This window comes from Paenibacillus sp. FSL W8-0194 (genome assembly GCF_037969745.1).
In the GTDB taxonomy this organism is placed as follows: domain Bacteria; phylum Bacillota; class Bacilli; order Paenibacillales; family Paenibacillaceae; genus Paenibacillus_AQ; species Paenibacillus_AQ cookii.
Window position 1 is genome coordinate 2,214,051 of record NZ_CP150205.1, and the last position, 23,396, is coordinate 2,237,446.

Below are 23,396 nucleotides of genomic sequence, written 5' to 3' on the forward strand. Positions count from 1 at the left end.
GGAAACCTGCCGTTTTCATGCGCATATCTCTATAAAAATCGTTTGTGGAATGAGGTAATTTTTCGTGACAATGATAGGCATCGATTTAGGAACAACGAACAGCCTTGCGGCCTGCTGGACGGAGGGCGGACCTGTGATTATTCCGAACGTGCTCGGAGAGCGGCTAACGCCGTCCATCGTCAGCGTGGACGAAAACGGGGAAATTTTGGTCGGGCAAATCGCCAAGGAACGGCTGATCACCCACCCCGAGCTGACGGCCGCGGCGTTCAAAAGATATATGGGGACGGAAAAGGTGTTCCGTCTCGGCAGATATTCGTTTTCGCCGGAAGAACTTTCTTCTTTTGTCGTCAAAGCTTTGAAGGCGGATGCGGAAGCCTATCTCGGACAAGAGGTGACGGAGGCGGTCATCAGCGTTCCGGCGTATTTCAACGATACCCAGCGCAAGGCGACGAAGCGGGCCGCGGAAATCGCCGGGCTGAAGGTGGAGCGGCTGATCAGCGAGCCTACGGCCGCCGCCATCGCGTACGGGCTGCATCAACAGCAGTCGGAAACGAAGTTTCTTGTATTTGACCTGGGCGGAGGCACGTTTGACGTGTCGATTTTGGAATTTTTCGAGGGCGTCATGGAAGTCCAGTCGATTGCCGGCGACAATTATTTGGGCGGCGAGGATTTTACCGAGCTCCTTGCATCCTGGTTTGCGGAAAGGCACGGCATCGACATTCATGCCTTGGAAGCGAAGGAACGATCCGCGCTGTTCAAACAAGCGGAAGTATGCAAGCGCGGCATCGGAAACGGTACATACGGGGAAATGAGCTTTACTTGGGGCGGGAAGGAATACGAATCGACCATTGACAGGAACGAATTCGAGAAAATCGCCGGCCAGCTGATGCTTCGGCTGCGACATCCGATCGAACGCGCGCTGCGCGACGCCTCGCTTACGCCGGACGAACTCGATGCGGTCATTTTAATCGGCGGAGCCACGCGTATGCCGGTCATCAAATCGGTCGTCAGCCGCATGTTCGGCAAGCTGCCCTTCAATCAAATCAACCCGGATGAGGCGGTGGCGTTGGGCGCGGCGATCCAGGTGGCCCTCAAGCAGAGGGACGAGGCGCTCAAAGAGGTCGTGCTGACGGACGTATGTCCTTATACGCTTGGCATCGAAACGACGAAGCCGCTGGGCGGCGGCCAATTCAACAGCGGCCATTTCAGCCCGATCATCGAGCGGAACACGCCGATTCCGGTGAGCAAGGTCGAAACCTACAGCACCATCCACGATCAGCAAAAAAGCATTCGCGTCGTGATCTACCAAGGGGAAAGCCGAAAAGTGGACAACAATATCCGCCTTGGCGAGCTGGAGGTCCAGATCCCGGCCGATGAAGCGGGGAACCAGTCGATCGACGTCAGGTTTACGTATGACATCAACGGAATTTTGGAAGTCGAGGTTACCGTGCTGAGCACAGGCCTCAAACAAAGAACCGTCATCGAGAAAAATCCCGGCAAACTGTCGCAAAAGGAAATCGAAGAACGGCTGCAGCAGCTGAAAGACATCAAAATCCATCCCCGCGAACGTGCGGAAAACCGGCTGCTGCTGGCGAAAGGGGAGCGGCTTTACGAGGAATCGCTGGGCGAAAGACGCTCGGAGATCGCGTTTTTGCTGCAAAGATTCGAGCAGGTGCTTGCCTCCCAAAACGAGCAGGACGTCAAAAAGGCGGCAGCGGTCTTAAAGAAACAGCTGGAGGAGCTTGAAAGGTGGCGTGACTATTAATGCAAGTTTGGAATATCCTCGGGATCGAAGCGACGGATGATACCGCCAAGATCAAAAAGGCATATGCGGCCAAACTGAAGCAGCATCATCCCGAGGACGATCCGGAAGGGTATCAGCGGCTCAGGGAGGCATATGATTTCGCCCTGAAGGAAGCAAAGCGGCAGCGGAAACAAACGGCAACCGCGGCTTCCGCGGAACCGGAAGGGCTGCGGGAGGAAGACGGGACATCGGCTTATTTTGAAACGGAGACGGAATTGGAGCAGCACCATAAAGCCTGGCATGGCGAGATGTTCGACCTGGACGAAGACGGACAGGAGGAGGTTGGGTCCGCTTCGGAGCCCGAGACCGAAATGACGTACGTTCACCGCCGCGTTGCCGATTTTGGCCAGCCCCTGCCCCACGAGCAGGCTGATCCGGCGGAATCCTTCATGGAACGGATCGAACGGCTGTACGAGGATTTTCCTTCGCGAATCGATCCGAACCGGTGGATGGATTTGCTTCATTCCGACGCCATCTGGAACGTAAGCATCCAGTCCAATGTATCCGGCCGGCTGCTTTATTTCATGGATGATCATCATTTTGTGCCCGAAGCCGTTTGGACGATACTGGAAGGCGCTTTTCATTGGAGCGAAATGGCTGCGGAGGATCCGGAAGAGTTCAAGGACGAATTCCCGAACGTATACGCCTATGCGGTGGAGAAACCGTCGCTGCTGCATATGGGATATTCGGCGCTTTTGCAGGCACAGGATGCCGATGTGGAGGATTTTTTGTGGTTGCGGGAAAAAGGGCTGCTGCTGATGCTGGAACAAGATTACGAGTCGGCGGCGGAGCTGCTTGAAGAAGCGGCAGGCATGTTCGGGGCCGATCCGGATGTCGTCCGGCTGCTTACGGAATGTTACGTGCAGACGGGAGAGCGGGATAAAGCGCTTCAGGCAAGCAGCGAATTGATCCGGCTTCAGCCTGACGAAATTGACGGATACCTGCACCGGGCACGGCTTTGGCTTGATCAAGGCAACCTTAACGAAAGCCTCCAGGACGCAAATCTCATTTTGGAGCGTAACCCTTCCAACAGGTTGGCGCTTTCCATTGCCGGGCGCTGTTACATGAAGCTTGGAGAGCTGGATAAGGCGCGCGGCATGTTCAAACGGATCGCGGACGAACAGCCAAACGATATCGAAGCCGTGTTGGCCCTGGCGGACATCGACATGCAAAAGCTGGACGCGCTGAAGGCCCGGCCTGCCAGCGGCAAACAATCGGAACGGAAAAAGCTGCTGCGGGCGCTGGGCAGCAAACCTCTTGGCCTGCGGCTCAAGCAGGGCGCTTATTTTCTGCTCTCGGGGAAATGGGTCAGCCTGGTCATCCTTGTCATTTTGCATCTTTATGCGGCATCCTCTTTTGCGAAGTACACAGGGGAAAGCCTGACCGGTTATTTCTCCCATGCCGATAAACCGCTCGAAATCCGAACGGTGGCTTCCGTCGACGAACTCGGCCGGCTGCCCGCGAAGGTGGACGGCGTTCGTCTCGCGCTTGAAAATGCGCAATATACCGGCGTGGTTCAAGTGACGACGAAGGAAGAGGATGAAGAGGATGAAGGGGATATCCGTTATTTGAAAGAAGAAGAAGCGCAAAAGCAGGGACCGGATTCGGTTATAACCGGATATGTATTTGTGGGAGAGTTGAACGGCAAGCAGTTGATCGTCCTTGCGAATCAAAAGCAGGCCGAACAGATGGGCGGCCGGGGCAAGATCGAGCTGGAAGGAACGGTTCGCGATACGGATGAGGATATCGTCAGCGAATACCAAGCATGGAGAAGCCATATGGCCGAAGCCGAAGCGGCCGCGGCGGCATTGCCGGAAAAAGACGAAGCGGACAAAATCAAGAACAGCCTTGAACGAATGAAAAAGGTACAGATGAATCTACCGTTTATGTATCCCAAACCGGAAACCTACGTCGATGCGGTTAAGACGCCGGCAAGCGACGGTCATGTCCGCATCCCCGTAAGGTTTTATATCCTGTTTTTCATTCTGGCGTTGTTTTACATCTCCGTCTTTGCCGAAATTCGAAGAATATGGCGGTTTCTGCGTTACAATTAAGGCTTGAAGGGAGGAATCGGCTTGCAGCAGACGATGGAGCTTGCCGGGGCTTTGCAGCCCTATGTCGATGCGATGACGGCGCTGTGCATCGAAGGGCGTTATGCCGACTATCACGTTCAAAACCCGAACAGGGTGTTTTCCAAAACAACGGATACCCGCAATACGTTAAAATTATGGAACATCGAAAATGCGGACGGATTAAAAGAAGCGCTGGAGTGGTTTTTGGCGGAAGGAATGAGGAAAGAGTTAGCGGATCTGGGCGGGACATTGTCCGTGCTGAAGGATGAAAAGCGGGCCGGATATATCGAGGAAACGCAGGACCCGGTCCTCCGGCATAAGCTGTCCGTCGCTAACCAATATTTGGGGCGGCTGCCTGCCGGGGGGATCGCGGCGTACGATTGCAGCTGGGGCGTGTTTATCAGCTGTGCCGCTAGGAAAATGGTTTATTTGACCGAACAGGAGCGGTGGGATTATGTCGCCCGATTCGTCGCGCTTGCGAAAGAAAACTATTCGGACTGGAACGATTACATGGCGGGTTTTGCGGCCGGGGCCGCCTATGCTTTCGGGCAAAAAAGAAGCAGCTATATCTCGGACAATCAGGCCGTTTTCGCGAAGCTGCTGCGGTCGCGCTTTAGCCCGTTCCGGAAAGTGCAGCTGAACTAAGCGATAAAAGAATCCGTACCCCTTGAGAAGCGGTCTCTTGCAGCGCAAAGAGACGTAAACATCGAGGGGCGGGTTCTTTTTTTGTCACGGGCCGAACTCTATGAAACCGCATAGCGAACCATGTTACATAAAGTTTTCTCTATAAAACAGGACTAGATTGGAAAATATCGCCATATACATGGTGTTGGACATGCTCGGTGATCCATTTTACGAGTCTGGGCTGCATGGCAGCAACATTTTTATTAGAGGAGGCTGTTTGGATATGGTATATGCTGAACCGGGACAAAACGGATCGAAGGTCACGTTTAAAAAACGCTACGACAATTATATTGGGGGCAGATTGGTTCCTCCCGTTCAAGGCCAATATTTTGAAAACGTTTCGCCGGTCAACAACCGGGTGTTTTGCGAGGTTGCCCGTTCGACGGCGGAAGACATCGAGCTGGCGCTCGACGCAGCGCATGAAGCAAAAACGGCTTGGGGACGGACTTCCGCTTCTGAGCGTGCGAATATGTTAAACCGGATCGCGGACCGGATCGAAGACAACCTCGAGCTGCTTGCGGTGGCCGAAACATGGGATAACGGCAAACCGGTCCGGGAGACGCTGGCAGCGGATTTGCCGCTTGCGATCGATCATTTCCGTTATTTTGCCGGCTGCATTCGGGCACAGGAAGGAACGCTCAGCCAAATCGACGATGATACGGTGGCCTATCATTTCCATGAGCCGCTCGGGGTCGTCGGGCAAATCATCCCGTGGAATTTTCCGCTGCTGATGGCGACTTGGAAGCTTGCGCCCGCGCTTGCGGCAGGCAACTGCGTGGTGTTGAAACCGGCGGAGCAAACGCCAGCTTCGATCATGGTGCTTATGGAGCTGATCGGGGACCTGATCCCGCCGGGTGTCGTCAACGTCGTGAACGGGTTCGGGCTTGAAGCGGGCAAACCGCTTGCATCGAACAGCAGAATCGCCAAGGTTGCTTTTACCGGCGAAACGACGACAGGGCGGCTGATCATGCAGTATGCCTCGCAAAACCTCATCCCGGTGACGCTGGAGCTCGGCGGCAAATCGCCGAATATTTTCTTTGAAGACGTCATGGACAAGGACGATGCTTTCTTTGATAAAGCGCTTGAGGGCTTTACGTTGTTCGCGCTGAATCAAGGGGAAGTTTGTACCTGTCCGTCCCGCGCATTGATTCAGGAATCCATTTACGATGCATTCATGGAACGGGCGCTGAAGCGAGTCGCCTCGATCAAACAAGGCCATCCGCTGGATCCGGCGACCATGATCGGCGCGCAGGTCTCTACCGAACAAATGGAGAAAATCCTCAGCTACATCGACATCGGCAGGCAGGAAGGCGCGGAGTGCCTGATTGGCGGCGGCAGAGCTTCGATCCCTGGGGAGCTTTCGGACGGGTACTATATCCAGCCGACGGTTTTGAAAGGGCAAAACAACATGAGGATTTTCCAGGAGGAAATTTTCGGACCGGTCGTCGCCGTGACGACGTTCAGGGATCGGGAAGAAGCGCTTGTAATCGCAAACGATACGCTTTATGGGCTTGGAGCAGGCGTTTGGACGCGAGACGTCAACACCGCGTACCGGGTCGGACGCGAAATTCAGGCCGGCCGCGTCTGGACGAATTGTTATCATGCGTATCCGGCTCATGCGGCGTTTGGAGGTTATAAGTCGTCCGGCATCGGCCGAGAAAACCATCGGATGATGCTGTCCCATTATCAGCAGACGAAAAACCTGTTAGTCAGTTACAGCCCGAAAGCGCTCGGATTGTTCTAAGCCTGAGGAGCCGCAGATGACGCAAGGGGACAGCGAAGTTCGCAAGGTCGTTGCGACGGAGGCCGCATTGGAACTGATTGAACGGCTTCGCTCGAAACACGGGCCGGTCATGTTCCATCAATCGGGGGGATGCTGCGACGGAAGTTCCCCGATGTGCTTTCCATTAGGCGAATTTATCGTCGGCGACAGCGACGTGCTGATGGGAGAGATCGGGGGCGCTCCTTTTTACATGAGCAAGGCCCAATACGAGTATTGGAAATTTACGCAGCTCATCATTGACGTGGTTCCGGGCCGCGGCGGCATGTTTTCGCTGGAAGGACCGGAGGGGCAAAGATTTCTGACCCGCTCCCGCGTTTTTACCGAAGAGGAGCAGCGAAAATTGAAGCTTTTGTAAAACGGCATCAAAGCTTGCAAAGCGCTTGCAATCCATGACCGGATCCAAGAGGACGAGCGGTCGACAAGAGCGGTTTTCTATGATATGGTTACCGGTAGATAAGGCATTTCGTTCCATGGAACGAAATGCCTTATCCCATATTCGGTTTTAAATGACATTAAATGTATAAAGGGCGGTGATGTGATGGTGCTCGTGCTTCCCCAGCTACGGGGGGCGAAATCCGTAGTCGAATAGACGATTGATTTTGGAGAGCATAAATGACCAATGATAAGAGGAGAGTTGTTAAAATGAAAACATGTTTTCAAGCTCTGCAGCGCACGCCAATGAATCGGACGGGCCTCAAACGTCTACGGAACTCGGGACGGCTGCCCGCGAACGTTTTCGGTTCGGGTGCAAATCATGTCCATATCCACCTGTCCGCAAGGGAATTCGCAAGATGGATCCGAAGCGGGGGAGACGGGATTGTCGAGCTGAATCTTGAAAATCATGGACCTATAACCGTTCTTCTGGAAGCGGTGCAGCGCGATCCGGTCACGCGGGAATACATTCACGCCGATTTCATCCGCGTCAAAGAAGACGAACAAGCGCAGACGCAAGTCAACGCCGGGTAGACCTCGTTTGGTCCTGTCCCGGTTGGGGTTTTTTGAATATAGCAGCACAAGAAGGCCTTCCGTACCGGGGGGCCTTTTTTAAAGAGCTGGAACAAGTCATGGGGGGATGTGGAGATGACGTGGGCCACGATCAGAGGCGATGCTCAAATTTTGAAAAAGGCAACTGCCGCCGGAACTCTTGGCCCGGATCGTTTAACTATAACCGTTTTCTCCCGCCTGCCGGCAAAAAGGCTGTGTTAATCTAATGGCATGACTACCGGTTACCTGAACCGGACCAAAAACCGAGGAGATGGACATGTACAATCGACCAACAGCTTTACGCTCCGTATTGGCTCCCGAATATTTGGAGCATTGCTTGAGCCGCCTATATGATATCGGGCCGTGGAAGCAATGCCTGTTTTGGTTAAGAGGTTTCAATGACACTTACCGGATCGAAACTCCCGACGGGTTTTATATTTTGCGCGTGTACCGTTCCGAGGTCAGTGAAAGCGACGTGAACTTTGAAGTATCTCTACTAACCGAACTCCAGGGAATGATGGATGCGACAACCAATGTATCAGAGCCTATCCCGAAGAACGATTCCACTTTGTATACCGTTTTGGATGCGCCGGAGGGGGAGCGGATTGCGGTCATTTTTCGTTATTTGAAAGGCATTGAACATCCGCTTGATGACGAAGCTTCCTGTTACGCCTTCGGCCGATCAGCCGCTGCCTTGCATGCCGCCATGGACCGGGTAACCATCGAGCAGCCGCGGTTTGAGTTGGATACGGATTTTCTTATTCAACAACCGTTAAAACGGATTAGCGAATACATAGGGATAGAACATCAAGCCGTTCCTTTTTTGCGGGAATTTGCCGTTTCATTGCAAAAACGCATCGAAATTGCGGCTGCATCCGGTTTGGATTGGGGGCTGTGCCACGGCGACATGCACGGCAACAATAACGCCTTTCTAGAAGGAGAGCAATTCACCCATTATGATTTCGAGTGGGCCGCAAAAGGCTGGAGAGCGTATGACCTTGCGCAGGTGAAGGCAAGGAAACGCCAGTCGCCGGAAAAGCAAGATGCCTTATGGAATTCGCTGATGAAAGGATATCGATCGGTCAGGCATTTCTCAGCCGAAGACGAACAAGCCATCGAGTTGTTTATCATGGCAAGGCGGTTTTGGGTGATGGGATTGGATGTCGCCTTTATCCATCAGGATACGGGGGCCCTTGATTATGGCGAAGGATGGCTTCACGGCTTTCTTGAGGAATTCCGTCACGCGGATCATCGGTAAAATATCCGGCAACGATTAACGGATGCTTACATATGCTTAAAAGAATGATTCAATCAAACCGTTAAGGAGCGAGCTAAGTTATGCAAGCGGGATTTTGGATTAGGCTCGGAGCGATGTTGTTGGATGCCCTCATCGTCGGATTGCCTTTGGTCATCCTTTCTTTGCTGATTACCGGCGGAAGACCCAATGAAGAATATGTGACCAATATATTGTCCTTTTTGTATTCGTTGCTGGTGCCTGTTTTTTGGGACGGATATACGGTCGGTAAGCGGATTTGCGGGATCAAAATTAGAAAAGTGCAGGACCATGCTCCGCCCGGGATCGGAACCATGCTGCTGCGCCATGTCGTTGGAGGCATCATCTATGGCCTGACGTTTGGGATCGGCACGATCATTAGCGCGTTCATGGTTGCGCTGCGGGAAGATAAGCGATCGATTCACGATTTTATTGCCGGGACGGAAGTCGTGCATGATGAGTTTTCGTAGACGGATCATTTTGGTTGGCCGTCCAATGTACCGATCAAGAATCCATAGCGGGCAAATATGCGGCCGACGACATGATGACAACGCTGGACGTATCCTTGAAAAACATCGATCTTTATTTTACACCAATCCGGATTATGTGGTGGAAAAGGGCTTATAATTGGCCCTTCTCCAATTTCTCAATTAAGGTGGGAAGGTCCATTCCAAGATTCTTGCGTTCCTCCTGATCTCGAACATAAATAGGGGGGATTTTGAACATTGGATAAGGTTTCCCAAAAGTCGCTACGCATCCACAATGAGGACAAGAAGAAGGTGGAGATGTTATCTTCACCTGTATTTGTAAGTCATGCTCGCTTTCCAATATACCGTAAATTTTTAAACGAGATAGATTGAGTATGTCCATTGTGATACCTTCTGTCTTACAAAAAAATGGGCTGCATGTCCATGACTTAGCCTTGCAAGGCTTTTATGACGATCTCTTTAAGAGGCGTTTGAAATCCAATTAGCTTTTGTAAATCATCGGTCGTTCTTGCCATTTTCCCCTCTGCAATTGTGTTATAGATAAAAGCCGTGGTTTCAGCAAAAGATTCCGGCATACCTGCTCGAACGAGTATGTTCTTCTCTTCTTCGAAGGAAACCGATTGATGGACAACACTTTTCCCAGAAACTTCGGAAAGAATTTCAGCCAAATCATCAAAGCTCCAAGGATAATTGGAAACAAGGTTGTATTCCTTGTTCTCATGTCCATCCTCTGTCAGAACTGTGGCGGCAGCAAGAGCCAGATCACTACGGCTAACCGAATTCACTTTTCCCTTATTGGCATTCGTAATGATCGCCCCGTTTTCTACGTTTGCTTTTAGTGATGGATTGACAAAAAACTCTGTATAACCGCCGTTACGCAAGAAGGTGTATGGAATATTCGTCGTGCGAATCGCATACTCCGTAGCCATATGAACGAGAGCGAATGGATTGTCCTCGGCAAAAGCAAAGCCGGTATAGGCAATTTGCTTAATACCTGCATCTCGGGCGGCTTTTACGACATTGGCATGTTGGACGACACGTAATGGATCATCCGTCTCTGAACTTGAGATAAACAGTAGTTTGGTTCCGTCAACAAATGCATTGTGAAGAGATTCTGGGTTATTATAATCTCCCTGACGGACTTCAATGCCAAACTCCGCAAGCGCAGAGGCTTTTTCGAGATTGCGTGCGACTGCAACAATTTGATTTGTCGGAACCTTTTTGAGCAAATGTTGAATAACGAGACCTCCAAGTTGACCTGTTGCTCCTGTAACAATAATCTTCATGGGCTGATTTTCCTTTCGTTATTTATCTATAATCAAGTTATAATCAAAATTGTTATAATGACTTTGATTATAACGAGATCAAAAAAAATGGCTCAGTAAAACACCATTCTATTTGCCCAATTCTGTAACTATTTGTCTCAATGAAACCTGAGCTAACCTCTGTTCCATTGCTGATTGAGCCGCTCTCATTTCTGACCGTAGAACAGCTACGATATTTTTTCCTATCGGACAATTTGGATCTGGTTCTGCATGTATATTGAACAACTCACCATTGTCAATAACTTCCACTGCATTGTATACGTCCAGCAACGTGATCTCTTCCAAGTTCTTCAGCAAAAATGCTCCTCCCACTCCTGGGCGTACATCAAGCAGTCCTGCTTTTTTGAGTTTGGCAAGAATATTGCGAATGATAACTGGATTGGTCTTTACGCTCGCTGCAATGAAATCCCCAGTACAAAGCGAGGGGCTTAAATGTATCAAACAGAGAACATGAACTGCAACCGAGAAACGACTGCTTAATTTTTTCATTTGTTTCACCCTCTTGTTATAACCATTATAGTTATACCGGATTCAAAATTCAATAACTTGTAGATCAGTCCACCACAAGTTCCGATTTTATCATACAACTACAAAAAAGTGGCTCCTGATTTTTTTCTGAAAAAAGATGCCAAAAGCGTTCCTGCCCCGAAGATTCGGTAATCCGAAGGGCTTGTCATCGTGTATAATTTTGGTAACAGATTCCGGAAAAGGCGGGGAACCCGAGCGTGATGAACGAGGAATACAAGCACAGGATCGATTCGGTGATCCGATATATCGAAGAACACAGCAGCCAAAAATTGACGTTGGAAGATCTGGCAAGCGTTGCGAATTTTTCAAAATACCATTTCTCCCGCATTTTTACGGCCATGACGGGCGTAACGCCGGTGGCGTTTTTGAGCCGGAAAAGGCTGGAGAAGTCGGTGCGGCTGTTGAGGGAAACGAATATGACGGTGTTGGCGATCGCGGGCGAATGCGGGTTCGAGTCGCTGTCGGCATATCACGCGCTGTTCAAAAAGCACTACGGAACAACGCCCAACGAGGTGCGGAAGGCACGAACCCAATACAGCAATATTTCGCAATGGGCAAGCAATATGCAGGAGGAGACCGCGTCCCAAACGGCCTACAATGAAAACCGTAAGAGATCATTGCTAGGAAGGACGTGGGATCGGATGATCGCCCTAAAAGAATTAACCCCCCTTAACGTCGCATATGTCCGCCATGTGGGAAGTTATCTCGACACGGGCGCCGCATGGGACAAACTTGGCCGTTGGGCCTACGAACGGGGGATAACCCCGCCAAGCCAGCAGTTTATCGGCATTTCGCTGGATGATGCCGGGCTGGTGGACGAATATTCCTGCCGGTACGACGCTTGCGTCACGCTGCCCGAAGGTTGGACGCCGGATTCCGCGGACCCGCCGGTGCAGTTTAAGTCGCTGTCCGGGGGCACGTATGCGGTATACCCTTTTTACGACACCATCGATAAATTCGTGTTGGCGTATCAAAACGTCTTCGGCCTTTGGCTGCCGAACAGCGGCTATGAACCCGACGACCGGCCATGCCTGGAATTTTGCCTGAACGATCCTGCGCGGGATGCGGAGGGAAAATGCAGGGTGGACTTGTACGTGCCGATTAAAAATAAAATTTAAAGACATTGCAAGGCAGAACGCCTGGAGCTTGGAGGAATGAAAATGAATTTCGAGGCGGCATTCGGCCGGTTTCCGGTAATCGCGTCAGACAGGCTCGTGTTAGGCAAAATCGGAGAGGAGCATTTGGAGGAACTGTTCGAAATCTATGACAATGACAACGTGTTTACATACTGCGGCATCATTCCGAAGCATAACAAAAATACGGTCAAGTCCATGATCGGACATTTCGAACGGGATTTCCTCAAAAAAAGCCGGATCAAATGGGGCATTTTTGCGGTGGAGGAACCCGGCAAGCTGCTCGGCATCATCGAAGCGTTCGATTGGAACCAGAAGGTCAATTCGCTTTCCGTGGGTTATTTTCTGGCGGAACGGCATTATGGAAAAGGCATTGCGACGGAAGCGCTGCAAATACTCACCCGGTTTTTGTTCGAGGAGGCCCTCGTCAACCGGATTCAGGCCGAAGTGATGCCGCCGAACGAAGCTTCCAAAAGGGTGCTTGCCAAAAACGGATTCCGGAAAGAAGGATTGCTGAGACAAGCTACGTTATGGTCCGGAAAAGGGGTCGTCGATCTTGAAATTTACGGCAAATTGAAGGAAGACGCCGCGAAAGAACCCGGATGGGCAAAAATATGACGTATCAACGCCGATTTTGTGCTATACTAGAGACAACTTCAAGCCGTGTGTGACTGGCGTAACGTGGGGAACCACGAGGGAGCACATGGATCATAACAGCCGTACGCCTGGGCGAAAGTATTTGGAGGGGATTCCTTTCCGAATGCTTTTTTTTGTTTGAAACCAAAATCGGAGGCGACAGAAATGAGCATGCTGCTAAAAACGAAACCGCTGGCGAGCGAGGTGTCGGAATCGATCATCGAAGAGGTGAACCGCTTCAAGGCAAAAGGGATTCACCCCCGGCTGTCTGTCATTTTGGTAGAAGGCGATCCGGCATCGGCATATTACGCGAAAGCCAAAGAGAAAAAAGCCCAACAGCTGGGCATCGCGTTCGACCTGATTTCGTTTACGCCGGAGGTGAGCGAGCAGCGCCTGCTGGACGAAATCGAAAAATTGAACCAAAATCCGGCCGTGCACGGCATCATGCTGGAGCTGCCGCTCCCCAAACATATCCGCCTGCAAACCTGCTGCGACGCCATTGCACCGGAAAAAGACGTCGACGGCATTTCATCGGCGAACAAGCTGGCCTGCATGACGGGGGCAACCGGCATTTATCCGGCGACGCCGCAGGCATGCATTCGGATCGTCAAACATTTCGGGTTTTCGCTGCAAGGGAAAAACGTGGTGCTGGTCGGGCACGGGGAAACCGTCGGAAGGCCTTTGATGCAGATGCTGCTCCGCGAAAACGCGACCGTCACCGTTTGCCATTATTACACGCAAAATCTCGCCAAACATATCGCGGGCGCGGATATTTTGATGACCGCCACCGGCTGCGCCGGGCTGATTACGGCCGATATGCTGCATCCCGAGCTGGTCGTGATCGATGCCGGCATTTCCGAAACGCCGAGCGGCATCGTGGGAGACGCGGTTCCCGAAGCGGTGGAAGCGGCCAAAGCGGTAACGCCTGTACCGGGCGGAGTGGGGACGTTAACGACCGTTCTGTTGTTCGAAAATTTGTTGCATGCCATCCGGCTGCAGCAGCCATCGAAAGAGGTGTAGCGCATGAACGGACAGAATCACGTTTTTGATCAGCCGATCCGCGAATTTTTGCATTCGGCCGCTTCCAGTGCGCCGACGCCGGGCGGGGGAAGCGTTGCGGCATTGGCTGCGGCCCTGGGGGCGTCCATGGGCTCCATGGTGGCGAACATTACGAGCGGACCGAAGTTTGAGCAGGTGCGGGAACAAATGGCGGAAATCGTGAAGCTGATGCAGGACGCAATGACCGAAGCCGAAACCTTTTTGAAAAAGGACATCGAATCCTTTAACGGTTACATGGCCGCGCTTGGGCTCCCCAAAGCATCGGAGGAGGAAAAGCGGCAGCGCTCCATCGCTTTGCAGCAAGCGGCGGTGCAGGCGGCTTCCGTGCCCCTGCATCTCATGAAACGCTGCCTGGAAGTCATGGCCGCCTTGGCATCGGTCACCGAACAAGTCAATAAAAACGTCATTTCCGATCTCGGCATCGCCTTGTTCATGCTCGACGCGGCGGTTCAATCGGCTTGGATCACCGTCGAGATTAATCTTGGCAGCATCAAGGATGCCGGCGTGCGAGCCACGTTCCAGGAAACGGGTGCGGAGCTTTCGGCGCGGTCGGCGGAGCTGAAAAATCAAGTATTGGAGCGGATCCGGGAGAGGCTGGCGTAACGGATCGATCGCAGGCTTGCGGGAGCAGGTCGTTGCTCGAATCCATTCGGAAGCCAAGCTGCCGCGGGCCCACTAGCTTGAAGCGGCGTGCCGGCCCTGGTAACGAGGCTTGAACGTACATTTCCGGGAGGCTGTGCGGGGAAGCTGCTTGCGTACCGGCATAGCGGAGCGGACCGAAACAAGGAATTTCGAAATTTCGTGCTTGAGGATGGCAAAAAAACGGGATATTCCACATACGTTTAGTTAAGACGTCTCATGGCGCACGGAATTCAATCGACAGGTGGTTCGTCAATGGGCACAACTTTTTTTCTGGTACGGCACGCCATAAAAGAAAAAGCCGTCGGGGACGTTCCGCTCACCCCTAAGGGCGTGCTGCAAGCTCAAGCGACGGCCGGCCGTTTTTGCCATTTGCCTATCTCAGCCGTCTATTCCAGCCCGCTTCGAAGGGCGCAAGAGACCGCCGGATGCATTGCCCAAGCGACAGCATCGGCCGTTCGCGTGGACAGTCGTTTGAGGGAGCGCGCGAATTGGGGGGATTTGCCCGGACAAAGTTTTGAAGCGTTTGTCGCCATGTGGGAGCGGTGTACGCGTGATCCGGAATATTTGCCGCCCGTCGGGGATTCGGCGAAGCAAGCGGGGGAGCGGTTAAACTCCTTATTATCGGAACTGGGCGCGGAGCACGCCGCTGAAAGTCAAATTGTATTGGTCACGCATGGAGGGCTGATCACCGACTTTTTGGTGCATGCCTTTTCCGAAGAAGCTTTGGAGGTTTGGCATCCGAATTTCGCTGCCGTCCAAAGCGAGTTGATTCCCGAATGCTCCATTACGACGCTTATATATGAATGCGGGACTTATGCCATCGCGGACTTTGCATCCGTCGATCATTTGAAATCAGTCCGCTAACTTAAAATCGGCGATATTTAACAACCGGCAATCCGCCGGTGTTTTTGTTTTTGAACAGGAAAATGGCGGTCGGACCCGGAAGTTACTATGAATCGGTCCTGAATGAAAATATGTACGTAAATCGCAAGGTTGGTTGGGCGTTATAAATTCTTACAGATTGGCAAAAAGCGTTCAACGGGCAAATCGCCTGCTAAAAGAGGTTTAATATACGGACATCAAAGGGGACGAACCGAACCGCCGGGACGCCCCTTTTTTCTTACTCGGCAGGGGGCTTAACGGTGGCCTGAGTTTATGGTTCATGTCAGTAAAAGCAGGCGTTTCCAAGCTTAGTCCAGCATGAGGCCAACAGCTCAAGGAGTTGACCGCTGCCGGAGACGAGGGATCGCTGAACCGAAGCGCAGATGCAAGGAAATCCGGAATAGCGATGATGGCGCTGGAAATGGACTTAGCGGTTTTATAGAAAAAAACCGTCCCGACATGAACCGATGAGTAGCGGCCGGGGCAAGGGCACTTTTGTTCAAAGTGTCCGTCTTTCGGGCCACGGTTCACGAGGCGGGACGGTTTTCTTCATTTCGCTGTCAACGGCGGCCGTCGGCGTTGATCTGAGGCACGCTGTTTTTCAGCAGGATGCTGCGGTACAAATATTCGAAAATGAATTCAAACGCTTCCAGATGTTTTTTCGCTTCAAACGCGTTTTGCCCCCAGGCGTAGATGCCGTGGTTGCGCAGCAGAATGCCAGGCACGTTCGGGTTCAGCACGTCTTCGACGCGTTCGGCGATCGACGGAATATGGGCGAAGTTGGGCAGCACCGGGATGGAGATGGCCGCGTTTTCCTCCCAAATGTTAAAAGCCTTGATCAATTCGATGCCTTGGGCCGGCACTGCGCCTTGATCGCCGAACCATTCGCTGATCAGGTTGTTGAAAACCGTGTGGACGTGAAACACGGCGCCGCAACCGGTCAGGCGGTAAATTTCGCAGTGGATCTGGGTTTCCGCGCTGGGCTTCAGTCTGGTCGTTTCGACGGCCCGGCCGCTTTTGTCCACGAACAGGAAGTCCTCCGGCGTGCTTACGGACTTGTCTTTGCCGCTGGCGGTGATCGCAAAATAAAACTGCTCCGGATCGAATTCGCCGACGCGGACGGACAGATTGCCGCTGGTTCCCGGAAACCAGTTTTTGGCCGCGAACTGCTGCTTGATTTGCCGGAGCTCGTCCAGCGCTTGCTGTTTATGCTCCAGGCTGATGTTCGCAAACGTCATAAATTACCGCACCCCCTGTTGTCGTTTCTGCTTCATATCGTTCATGATATCGAAAAAGTCTTGGAATGGTACGTGCTTGACGCCGAGCTCGGCGCACTTGTCGGTCAGGATGGAGCGGGAGTACACCAAATCGGCGATTTTGGCTCCTTCGAAATCCGTCAGGCTGTCCCCGATCAGAATCCGTTCGTACCGGTCCTCCGGAAAACGGCGCATGACCGTCGTCTTGCACATGCCGCAGCCGTTCCGACACGGCTCCTGGCATGGATGCGGCCACAATATTTCGATATGGTCCCCGCTAAAGTCCGCGCTGTTGCAGAAAATATGGCCGCTTGGGATGTCGAACGGCGCCAGCAGCGGGTCGATGAAAAAATCCATGCCGCCGCTGGTGACGTAAAAATCGATGCCTTCCTGCTTCACGTAGCCGAGAAACTCGCGAAATCCTTCGCGGATGCCTGCGCGGCTCACGACGAAATCCACGATTTCTTCCTTTTTGCCGGAAGGGAGGAGGGCAAACATGGCACCGACGCCTTCGCGCAGTGAAATTTCTTGGTTGACGGTCCGCTGCATGATCGCCTCATAGCCTTCGGGCTTGAACTCTTTCATGATGGCGACGATGTTGTCCGAAAGGGTAATCGTCCCGTCGAAATCGCAAAAAATGACGGTTTTTTTGCCTGATTTCATCGTTCTCCCCCCCAAGCTTCAAGGGCTGCCTTCAGCTCGGGATGGCTGTCTTCCGCGTAATCGGCCAGGCGAACGGAACGCTGCGCGGCTTCGATCGCCTGCACGAAAGCGCGTCCGCCGGCTTCGGTCCCCATCGGATGCCCGTGAATGCCCCCGCCGGCATTGACCACGACGTCCTGGCCGAAGTCGCGCAAAATGAGCGGGACGAGTCCCGGATGGATGCCCGCGGAAGGCACCGGCATGCTCGCTTTGACCGGCAGCCCGTCCGTCAGCAATTCGTCGCGGATCGCCATGTTTTCTTCGCGCGGCATCGTCACCGACCCGTAAGGCGAAGGGAACAGGACCAGGTCCGCGCCGGCCAGGCGCATCAATTGCCCGAGCAGCACCGAGGCGGAAATGCCGTAGTGGGGAGAAGGATAAAAAGCGCCGGCCAAGGCCGGATGCGCGGCAATCGGCACGGTAATTTCCGGATCGGAACTCAGCTCATGCAGGACGTCGTATCCATACGACAGCACGTTGAAAAGGAGAGCGTTGGCGCCGGCGTTGATCGCTTTAAGCGCCTGGGATTTGAGGTTTGACGTATGGCCCGTCAAATTGGCGGCGTACAGCAGTTTTTTGCCCGTCGCGCGGCCGGCTTCCTCTGCGGCTTTCAGGCAGACCTCGACGCGTTTTTCGATCGGCGTCAGTTCGTTTTCGAACAGGATTTCGTCGTCCTTGATCAGGTCGACGCCGCCGAGGGCCTGCTTGACGAATTGGTCCCGGAGCTCGTTCATGTCCAGCCCGATGACGGATTTGAAAATGCTCATGAGCAGCGGGCGGTCGTGAACGCCCAGCAAATCGCGAATGCCCCCGATGCCGAACTTCGGACCGGGGAAGGCCGAGAGATATTCGTCCGAAAACCCGAGACGGTTCAGCTTGATCCGCCCGTCCATCGAGATTTTGCCGAAAACGGTGACGAGCAGCGCCGGAATGTCCTTGCTGAAGTTGACGTCCGGATAGGCGATCGTTACGTCGGCGTAACGTTCACCCGGTTTTGCGCCTTCCGGTTCATGGACTTCGACGTTCAGCACCTGGCCGAGATGTTTTTGCATCGACTCGCGTTTGGCTTGCGGAAGCTCCGTCCAGCTGCCGACGGTCATGCCGACGGCGATGGACTCTGCTTTTTTGCGAAAATCCGCTTTGTCGTCGTACAAGCGGTATGTGGCCGTGCAATAACTCATGAAATTCCCTCCTTCAATGCAGCTCCCATTTCCCTTGAACGTTCCGCGCAGCGGGCGACCGCAGCGATGACCGTCTCGAAGAAGTCGCCTTTATCGAGGACTTCCAGCGCGGCTTGCGTCGAGCCGTTCGGCGAGGTGACCTTTGCTCTCAATGCGGCCGGTTCTTCGCCGGTCACCTGCACCATGCGGGCGGCGCCAAGCACGGTCTGCACTGTCAGTTCGCGGCATTGCTGAGGCGTAAGCCCTCCGCGGATGCCGGCGGCCATCATCGCTTCCATCATGTAATAGATGTAGGCCGGTCCGCTGCCTGAAATCCCGGTCAGAATTTCGAGCTTTTCTTCTTCGACGATCGTGACGGTGCCGACTGCGCCGAACAGCGTCATGACGGTTTGGCGCTGCTTGTCGGTGATTTCCTTGGAGTAGGCGATGCCCGTCGACCCGAGGCCGATGGAGCTGGACGTATTCGGCATCGTGCGGGCCACCGGCTGTTTGCGGCCCAGCAAATCCTGCATGGTGCGGATCGTAAGACCCGCGATGACCGATACGATCAGCGTGTCGTCGGAGAGCAGCGGCCCCAATTGTTTAAGCGCCTCCGCCGCGTCCTTCGGTTTCATCGCAAGGACGATAACCGGCGCATTTTGCAATATCCGGGGCAGCGCCTCCGCATCGTTGCTGACATTCACGCCGTATTTCTGCTGAAGCTCATCCAGGCGGCGGGTATTGCTGCGGTTAAGCATCGTAATGTCGGCAGCCTGCACCACCGATTTGTGGATCAGCCCCCGGACGATGGCTTCGGCCATCGATCCGGCGCCGTAAAAGGTAATAGGTTCCGCGATCATCGCTTGCTGTTGACTCATGTTATATCATCCTCCCTGCGGTGTATCGAATGGGCAGCCGGACCAAAGCCGCGGGATTAGCCGCGAATTTGGCCGCTGCCGTGAATGACGTATTTCGTTGAAGTCAGCGCAGGAAGTCCCATCGGACCGCGGGCATGCAGCTTTTGCGTGCTGATGCCGATTTCCGCGCCGAAGCCGAATTCGAAGCCGTCCGTAAAGCGGGTGGACGCATTGTGGTAAACCGCCGCCGCGTCAACCTCCTGCAAAAACCGGCGGGCATGTTCTTCGTTTTCCGTCACGATGCATTCGGAATGCTTGGTGCCGTAACGGGAAATGTGGTCCATCGCCTCATCGAGCGTATCCACCGTTTTGATGTTCAAAATATAGTCGTTATATTCGGTGGCAAAATCCTGTTCCGTTGCGGGCACGGCCCACGGCACCAGTTCCAGCGTTCGTTCGCAGCCGCGGATTTCCACGCCCGCTTGCCGCAGCGCCTCCGCGAGAGGGGCCAGCCGGTCGGCAGCAAAGCGGCTGTTGACCAGCAGCGTCTCCATCGAATTGCAGACGGAAGGGCGCTGGACTTTGGCATTGATGGCGATGGCTTCGGCCATGGCGCCGTCGGCCGTTTCATCGATATAAGTATGGCAGATGCCTGCCCCGGTCTCAATGACCGGAACGGTGGCGTTTTCCACGACATTGCGGATCAGCGCCTGTCCGCCGCGCGGAATGATGACGTCAAGCAGCCCATTCAGCTTTAGCATCTCGTCGACTGAGGAACGGTCCGCGCTTTCGATCAATTGGATGGCATCCGCGGGCAGCGCCGAAGCGTCCAGAGCTTCGTGAAGCACCTCCACGATTTTGCGGTTGGACGACAAAGCCGACGAACCTCCGCGAAGAACGACCGTATTGCCCGCTTTCAGGCACAGGCCGGCGGCGTCGACGGTCACGTTCGGACGCGCTTCGTAAATGATGCCGATAACTCCGAGAGGGACGCGGAGCTTGGAAATGTTCAGCCCGTTCGGGCGTTCGAACTCGTCCAGCACGTCGCCGATGGGATCGGGAAGCGATATGATTTGCTCCAGGCCTTCGGCAATCGCTTCGATCCGCTGCGGATTGAGCGCCAACCGGTCGAGCAGGGAAGCGGAGATGCCCTGGGCTTGGCCGCGTTCCAGGTCTTCCCGGTTGGCGGCGATGATGTCTTCCTGGCGCCGGCGAAGGGCGTCGGCCATCATCTGAAGGGCCTCGTTTTTCTGCTGCGTGGTCATCCGGTTTAATGCCGCAGCGGCGGCACGCGCTTTTCCGGCCTTTAATTTGACTTCACTCATGAAACATCCTCCTTATTTAAAGTAATGGAATACGCAAAACGGGCTATGACACTTGTCGGCCGCGATTCATGGTACCAAACGGATAAGGCTATTTTAAAGTGATCCATTCGTCCCTGTGGATCACTTCGAGACGATGGACCATATCCAGCGTTTGAATGACTTCGGCGCTGCTCATCCCTTGGATGCGCCGCAGCTGTTCGTCGTCGTAATTGACGATGCCCCGTCCAAGCACGGTGCCTTCGAGGCTGAGCACTTCCACGACGTCCCCCGCCTGAAAATGCCCCTCGACGACCTTGATGCCCACCGGCAGCAGGCTGTGGCCGCCGCTCACGAGCGCCTGTTCGGCCCCGGGATCGACCCGGAGGGTGCCGAGCGGTGTCGACATGAACCCGAGCCATTGTTTTTTCACCGGCAGCGAGTGGAGGGTCGTATCGAAATACGTTCCTTTGCCGCTTCCCGCCACCGCCTGCCGCAAATCCCCGCGGGAATCCACCTTGCCGACGAAGACGGGAACGCCGCCGCGCATGGCGATTTTGGCCGCATCCACTTTGGAGCGCATTCCGCCCGTTCCGACGGAAGAACCGGCTCCTCCGGCGATGGCGTAGATCTCTTCGGTAATTTCCTCGATATGATCGAACCGGACCGCATTCGGATGTTTGCGCGGATCGCCGGTATACAGGCCGTCCATATCGGTGAGGATGAGAAGGTTTTGGGCTTTGACCAAATTGGCTACGAGAGCCGATAACGTGTCGTTGTCGCCGAACTTCAGCTCATCTACCGAAACGGTGTCGTTTTCGTTGATGATCGGGATCGATCCTTGCTTCAGCAGTTCCTCGATCGTCATGCCGGCATTGTTCATCCGCTTCCGGTTGCCGAAGTCGGTACGCGTGAGCAGGATTTGCGCCGTCGTGATGCCATGGGCGGCAAATGCCTCCTGGTAGGCCTGCATCAGCAGCGCCTGGCCGACCGCGGCGGCGGCTTGCTTTTCGTGCAGGAGTTTGGGGCGGAATTGATAACCGATGGCCCGAAACCCGGCGGCCACCGCCCCGGAAGTCACCAGCAGCACTTCGGCGCCTTCCTTTTTCAAAGCTGCAATTTCGTTCGCAAAAAACGCGACGGCATCCCGGTTGAGTCCGCCTTCGGCGGACGTCAGCGAGCTGCTTCCTATTTTGACGACGACGCGCGTCGACATCATTCATCACTTCCATTTCATTAATTTCGCATCAGGCGCCGGAAACATACCAACGTAAAGTCGCGAAGGCGATGGAGAATGCAAAAAAGACTTTCGTCCTTGATTGCAAAGGACGAAAGTCTGAGCTTCCGCGGTACCACCTTTATTGATGACATAAATCATCCGGCTTTAAGCCCTGTAACAGAAGGCACTGTCCCGCAGGGGATGCGGGCCGTTCAGGGGTAGGTTTCGGAGGGCACCCGGGTAAATTCTTTCAGCCGCTGGAATTTACTCTCTGTTTGCGCGGATGGTTCCTCTTACTGGTCCCGTCGTCACGTTTCATTGGTATGGAAAACCCGTTATTTCCACTTAGAATACCACGGAAATGGCAGGTTTGCAAAATAAAGATTTATGCGAACAGGCCCAGCCCGCCGATGCGCCGGGCGGCTTCCCGCAGCCTGTCCTCGGATGTGAGCAGTCCGACGCGCACGTAGCCCTCGCCGTGATCGCCGAAGCCGATGCCGGGCGCGACGGCAACCTTGGCTCGTTCGAGCAGAAGATCGGCAAACGAAGCCGACGTATGCCCTTGAGGCACCGGCAGCCAACTGAAGAAGGAGCCGCTTGGTTTCTCGGCTTCCCAGCCGATTTCGGCGAGCCCTGCGAAGAAAGCATCCCTGCGGGATTCGTAACGCTGCACCAGATCGCGGACGCAGTCCTGGGAAGCCGTCAATGCTTCGGCAGCCGCAGCCTGAATGCCGCCGAAAAGGCTGACGTAGATATGGTCCTGAAGTTGGTTGATCATCGAGACGACTTCACGGTTGCCGAGGGCAAAGCCGACGCGCCAGCCGGCCATATTGTACGTTTTGGAAAGGGTGTAAAACTCGATGCCGACCTCTTTGGCGCCGGGCGCCTGAAGGAAACTGACCGGCCGCCGGCCGTCGAAGCCGATGGCGCCGTACGCGAAGTCGCTGGCGACGACGATGCCGTTTTCCGCGGCGAATTTGACCGTATCCTCGTAAAACGACAACGGCGCCGTGGCGGAAGTCGGATTGTTCGGATAATTCAAGAACATCAGCTTGGCCCGGCGACGGACGGACTCGGCGATGCCGGCGTAGTCCGGCAGGAAGGCATGGTCTTTTCGGAGCGGCATGAAGGACATTTCGGCCTTCGCAAGGGCGACCCCGGACCAGTAATCCGGATAGCCGGGATCGGGAACCAGGCAGAGGTCCCCCGGATTAAGCAAGATTTGCGGGAGCTGCACGAGGCCGGTTTTGCCGCCGAACAAAATGGCAACTTCCGTTTCGGGATCGAGCGCGACGCCGTAATCCTCGAAATAGCGTTTGGCGATCGCTTCTTTTAAAAAGCCGTATCCCGTAAAGGGGGAGTATTTATGATATACAGGGTTTGCCGCCGCTTCCTGCAGCGCTTGGACGACATGGGGCGGGGTCGGCGTGTCCGGGTTGCCCTGTCCCAAGTTAATGACGTCATGGCCCGCGGAAATTTCGCGGTTCACCTTTTGCACGAGCGTGGCGAAAAATTGCGTCGGCAGCTGCGTCATCACGTCCGCCGGTTGGATATGAAAAGCCGATCGATATTGCGCGGGGTCTGTCGATTTCATCGTATGATCACTCC

Annotated in this window: 22 protein-coding genes and 1 riboswitch; of the genes, 13 read left to right on the forward strand and 9 right to left on the reverse strand. The window is 54.1% G+C overall.

What is annotated here, in order from left to right:
- The first annotated feature begins 64 nt into the window (after positions 1–64).
- From MKY58_RS09905 to MKY58_RS09940, 8 genes are all read left to right on the forward strand, one after another.
- Complete coding sequence (locus tag MKY58_RS09905; protein WP_339324381.1) at positions 65–1,765, forward strand: molecular chaperone HscC; 1,701 nt, start codon at positions 65–67, stop codon at positions 1,763–1,765.
- The gene (locus MKY58_RS09910; RefSeq protein WP_339324382.1) at positions 1,765–3,858 is read left to right on the forward strand and encodes a tetratricopeptide repeat protein; all 2,094 of its coding nucleotides are present in this window, start codon (positions 1,765–1,767) and stop codon (positions 3,856–3,858) included. Before MKY58_RS09905 ends, MKY58_RS09910 begins: the two co-directional genes overlap by 1 nt.
- Positions 3,859–3,879: 21 nt before the next feature.
- Positions 3,880–4,521: a DUF1266 domain-containing protein gene (locus MKY58_RS09915; protein ID WP_339324383.1), complete on the forward strand. Its 642-nt coding sequence runs from the start codon at positions 3,880–3,882 to the stop codon at positions 4,519–4,521.
- A gap of 262 nt (positions 4,522–4,783) precedes the next feature.
- Positions 4,784–6,304: an aldehyde dehydrogenase gene (gene adh, locus MKY58_RS09920; protein WP_339324384.1), complete on the forward strand. Its 1,521-nt coding sequence runs from the start codon at positions 4,784–4,786 to the stop codon at positions 6,302–6,304.
- Positions 6,305–6,320: 16 nt separating this feature from the next.
- A complete protein-coding gene (locus MKY58_RS09925; protein WP_339324385.1) occupies positions 6,321–6,698 on the forward strand; it encodes a DUF779 domain-containing protein in 378 nt (125 codons plus the stop codon).
- A 287-nt stretch (positions 6,699–6,985) separates the two neighbouring features.
- Positions 6,986–7,309 (forward strand): hypothetical protein, encoded by a 324-nt coding sequence (locus MKY58_RS09930; RefSeq protein ID WP_339324386.1) that lies wholly within the window; start codon positions 6,986–6,988, stop codon positions 7,307–7,309.
- A 295-nt stretch (positions 7,310–7,604) separates the two neighbouring features.
- The gene (locus MKY58_RS09935) at positions 7,605–8,585 is read left to right on the forward strand and encodes a phosphotransferase (protein ID WP_339324387.1); all 981 of its coding nucleotides are present in this window, start codon (positions 7,605–7,607) and stop codon (positions 8,583–8,585) included.
- 80 nt (positions 8,586–8,665) lie between these two features.
- A complete protein-coding gene (locus MKY58_RS09940; RefSeq protein WP_339324388.1) occupies positions 8,666–9,070 on the forward strand; it encodes an RDD family protein in 405 nt (134 codons plus the stop codon).
- Between the two features lie 446 nt (positions 9,071–9,516).
- On the opposite strand, the gene MKY58_RS09945 is transcribed toward MKY58_RS09940, so the two are convergent.
- Both MKY58_RS09945 and MKY58_RS09950 read right to left on the reverse strand, forming a co-directional pair.
- Positions 9,517–10,374 (reverse strand): SDR family oxidoreductase, encoded by an 858-nt coding sequence (locus tag MKY58_RS09945; RefSeq protein WP_339324389.1) that lies wholly within the window; start codon positions 10,372–10,374, stop codon positions 9,517–9,519.
- A gap of 108 nt (positions 10,375–10,482) precedes the next feature.
- Positions 10,483–10,902, reverse strand: a complete 420-nt coding sequence (locus MKY58_RS09950; protein WP_339324390.1) for an Rrf2 family transcriptional regulator — start codon at positions 10,900–10,902, stop codon at positions 10,483–10,485.
- Positions 10,903–11,141: 239 nt separating this feature from the next.
- Between MKY58_RS09950 and MKY58_RS09955 the strand changes: the two genes are divergently transcribed.
- The 5 genes from MKY58_RS09955 to MKY58_RS09975 all read left to right on the forward strand — a co-directional run bounded on the left by MKY58_RS09955 (position 11,142) and on the right by MKY58_RS09975 (position 15,275).
- The gene (locus MKY58_RS09955; protein ID WP_339325104.1) at positions 11,142–12,059 is read left to right on the forward strand and encodes an AraC family transcriptional regulator; all 918 of its coding nucleotides are present in this window, start codon (positions 11,142–11,144) and stop codon (positions 12,057–12,059) included.
- 42 nt (positions 12,060–12,101) lie between these two features.
- On the forward strand, positions 12,102–12,692 hold the full coding sequence (locus MKY58_RS09960; RefSeq protein WP_339324391.1) for a GNAT family protein: 591 nt from the start codon (positions 12,102–12,104) through the stop codon (positions 12,690–12,692).
- 39 nt (positions 12,693–12,731) lie between these two features.
- Positions 12,732–12,812, forward strand: a riboswitch (ZMP/ZTP riboswitch).
- Positions 12,813–12,875: 63 nt separating this feature from the next.
- Positions 12,876–13,730 carry a bifunctional 5,10-methylenetetrahydrofolate dehydrogenase/5,10-methenyltetrahydrofolate cyclohydrolase gene (locus tag MKY58_RS09965; protein WP_339324392.1) on the forward strand — a complete coding sequence of 285 codons (855 nt, stop codon included), beginning with the start codon at positions 12,876–12,878 and terminating at the stop codon, positions 13,728–13,730.
- A 3-nt stretch (positions 13,731–13,733) separates the two neighbouring features.
- Positions 13,734–14,372, forward strand: coding sequence for a cyclodeaminase/cyclohydrolase family protein (locus tag MKY58_RS09970; protein WP_339324393.1), 639 nt, complete (start codon positions 13,734–13,736; stop codon positions 14,370–14,372).
- A 291-nt stretch (positions 14,373–14,663) separates the two neighbouring features.
- Positions 14,664–15,275 (forward strand): histidine phosphatase family protein, encoded by a 612-nt coding sequence (locus tag MKY58_RS09975; RefSeq protein WP_339324394.1) that lies wholly within the window; start codon positions 14,664–14,666, stop codon positions 15,273–15,275.
- A 578-nt stretch (positions 15,276–15,853) separates the two neighbouring features.
- Here MKY58_RS09975 and MKY58_RS09980 read toward each other — a convergent pair.
- The 7 genes from MKY58_RS09980 to MKY58_RS10010 all read right to left on the reverse strand — a co-directional run bounded on the left by MKY58_RS09980 (position 15,854) and on the right by MKY58_RS10010 (position 23,382).
- Positions 15,854–16,531 carry a methylthioribulose 1-phosphate dehydratase gene (locus MKY58_RS09980; RefSeq protein WP_339324395.1) on the reverse strand — a complete coding sequence of 226 codons (678 nt, stop codon included), beginning with the start codon at positions 16,529–16,531 and terminating at the stop codon, positions 15,854–15,856.
- Between the two features lie 3 nt (positions 16,532–16,534).
- Positions 16,535–17,212 (reverse strand): 2-hydroxy-3-keto-5-methylthiopentenyl-1-phosphate phosphatase, encoded by a 678-nt coding sequence (locus MKY58_RS09985; RefSeq protein ID WP_339324396.1) that lies wholly within the window; start codon positions 17,210–17,212, stop codon positions 16,535–16,537.
- Positions 17,209–18,432, reverse strand: a complete 1,224-nt coding sequence (locus MKY58_RS09990) for a 2,3-diketo-5-methylthiopentyl-1-phosphate enolase (RefSeq protein WP_339324397.1) — start codon at positions 18,430–18,432, stop codon at positions 17,209–17,211. The genes MKY58_RS09985 and MKY58_RS09990 overlap by 4 nt, the downstream gene beginning before the upstream one ends.
- Positions 18,429–19,289 carry a pyrroline-5-carboxylate reductase gene (gene proC / locus MKY58_RS09995; protein WP_339324398.1) on the reverse strand — a complete coding sequence of 287 codons (861 nt, stop codon included), beginning with the start codon at positions 19,287–19,289 and terminating at the stop codon, positions 18,429–18,431. The genes MKY58_RS09990 and proC overlap by 4 nt, the downstream gene beginning before the upstream one ends.
- A gap of 56 nt (positions 19,290–19,345) precedes the next feature.
- The gene (locus tag MKY58_RS10000) at positions 19,346–20,593 is read right to left on the reverse strand and encodes a glutamate-5-semialdehyde dehydrogenase (protein ID WP_339324399.1); all 1,248 of its coding nucleotides are present in this window, start codon (positions 20,591–20,593) and stop codon (positions 19,346–19,348) included.
- 88 nt (positions 20,594–20,681) lie between these two features.
- Positions 20,682–21,785, reverse strand: a complete 1,104-nt coding sequence (gene proB / locus MKY58_RS10005) for a glutamate 5-kinase (protein ID WP_339325105.1) — start codon at positions 21,783–21,785, stop codon at positions 20,682–20,684.
- Positions 21,786–22,173: 388 nt separating this feature from the next.
- Positions 22,174–23,382 (reverse strand): pyridoxal phosphate-dependent aminotransferase, encoded by a 1,209-nt coding sequence (locus tag MKY58_RS10010; RefSeq protein WP_339324400.1) that lies wholly within the window; start codon positions 23,380–23,382, stop codon positions 22,174–22,176.
- Between the last annotated feature and the right edge of the window lie 14 nt (positions 23,383–23,396).

Excerpts from the sequence above, each read along its gene's own strand:
- MKY58_RS09910 (WP_339324382.1), top strand. The coding sequence starts at position 1,765 with ATGCAAGTTTGGAATATCCTCGGGATCGAAGCGACGGATGATACCGCC.
- adh (WP_339324384.1), top strand. The coding sequence starts at position 4,784 with ATGGTATATGCTGAACCGGGACAAAACGGATCGAAGGTCACGTTTAAA.
- MKY58_RS09925 (WP_339324385.1), top strand. The coding sequence starts at position 6,321 with ATGACGCAAGGGGACAGCGAAGTTCGCAAGGTCGTTGCGACGGAGGCC.
- MKY58_RS09930 (WP_339324386.1), top strand. The coding sequence starts at position 6,986 with ATGAAAACATGTTTTCAAGCTCTGCAGCGCACGCCAATGAATCGGACG.
- MKY58_RS09935 (WP_339324387.1), top strand. The coding sequence starts at position 7,605 with ATGTACAATCGACCAACAGCTTTACGCTCCGTATTGGCTCCCGAATAT.
- MKY58_RS09940 (WP_339324388.1), top strand. The coding sequence starts at position 8,666 with ATGCAAGCGGGATTTTGGATTAGGCTCGGAGCGATGTTGTTGGATGCC.
- MKY58_RS09945 (WP_339324389.1), bottom strand. The coding sequence starts at position 10,374 with ATGAAGATTATTGTTACAGGAGCAACAGGTCAACTTGGAGGTCTCGTT.
- MKY58_RS09950 (WP_339324390.1), bottom strand. The coding sequence starts at position 10,902 with ATGAAAAAATTAAGCAGTCGTTTCTCGGTTGCAGTTCATGTTCTCTGT.
- MKY58_RS09955 (WP_339325104.1), top strand. The coding sequence starts at position 11,142 with ATGAACGAGGAATACAAGCACAGGATCGATTCGGTGATCCGATATATC.
- MKY58_RS09960 (WP_339324391.1), top strand. The coding sequence starts at position 12,102 with ATGAATTTCGAGGCGGCATTCGGCCGGTTTCCGGTAATCGCGTCAGAC.
- MKY58_RS09965 (WP_339324392.1), top strand. The coding sequence starts at position 12,876 with ATGAGCATGCTGCTAAAAACGAAACCGCTGGCGAGCGAGGTGTCGGAA.
- MKY58_RS09970 (WP_339324393.1), top strand. The coding sequence starts at position 13,734 with ATGAACGGACAGAATCACGTTTTTGATCAGCCGATCCGCGAATTTTTG.
- MKY58_RS09975 (WP_339324394.1), top strand. The coding sequence starts at position 14,664 with ATGGGCACAACTTTTTTTCTGGTACGGCACGCCATAAAAGAAAAAGCC.
- MKY58_RS09980 (WP_339324395.1), bottom strand. The coding sequence starts at position 16,531 with ATGACGTTTGCGAACATCAGCCTGGAGCATAAACAGCAAGCGCTGGAC.
- MKY58_RS09985 (WP_339324396.1), bottom strand. The coding sequence starts at position 17,212 with ATGAAATCAGGCAAAAAAACCGTCATTTTTTGCGATTTCGACGGGACG.
- MKY58_RS09990 (WP_339324397.1), bottom strand. The coding sequence starts at position 18,432 with ATGAGTTATTGCACGGCCACATACCGCTTGTACGACGACAAAGCGGAT.
- proC (WP_339324398.1), bottom strand. The coding sequence starts at position 19,289 with ATGAGTCAACAGCAAGCGATGATCGCGGAACCTATTACCTTTTACGGC.
- MKY58_RS10000 (WP_339324399.1), bottom strand. The coding sequence starts at position 20,593 with ATGAGTGAAGTCAAATTAAAGGCCGGAAAAGCGCGTGCCGCCGCTGCG.
- proB (WP_339325105.1), bottom strand. The coding sequence starts at position 21,785 with ATGTCGACGCGCGTCGTCGTCAAAATAGGAAGCAGCTCGCTGACGTCC.
- MKY58_RS10010 (WP_339324400.1), bottom strand. The coding sequence starts at position 23,382 with ATGAAATCGACAGACCCCGCGCAATATCGATCGGCTTTTCATATCCAA.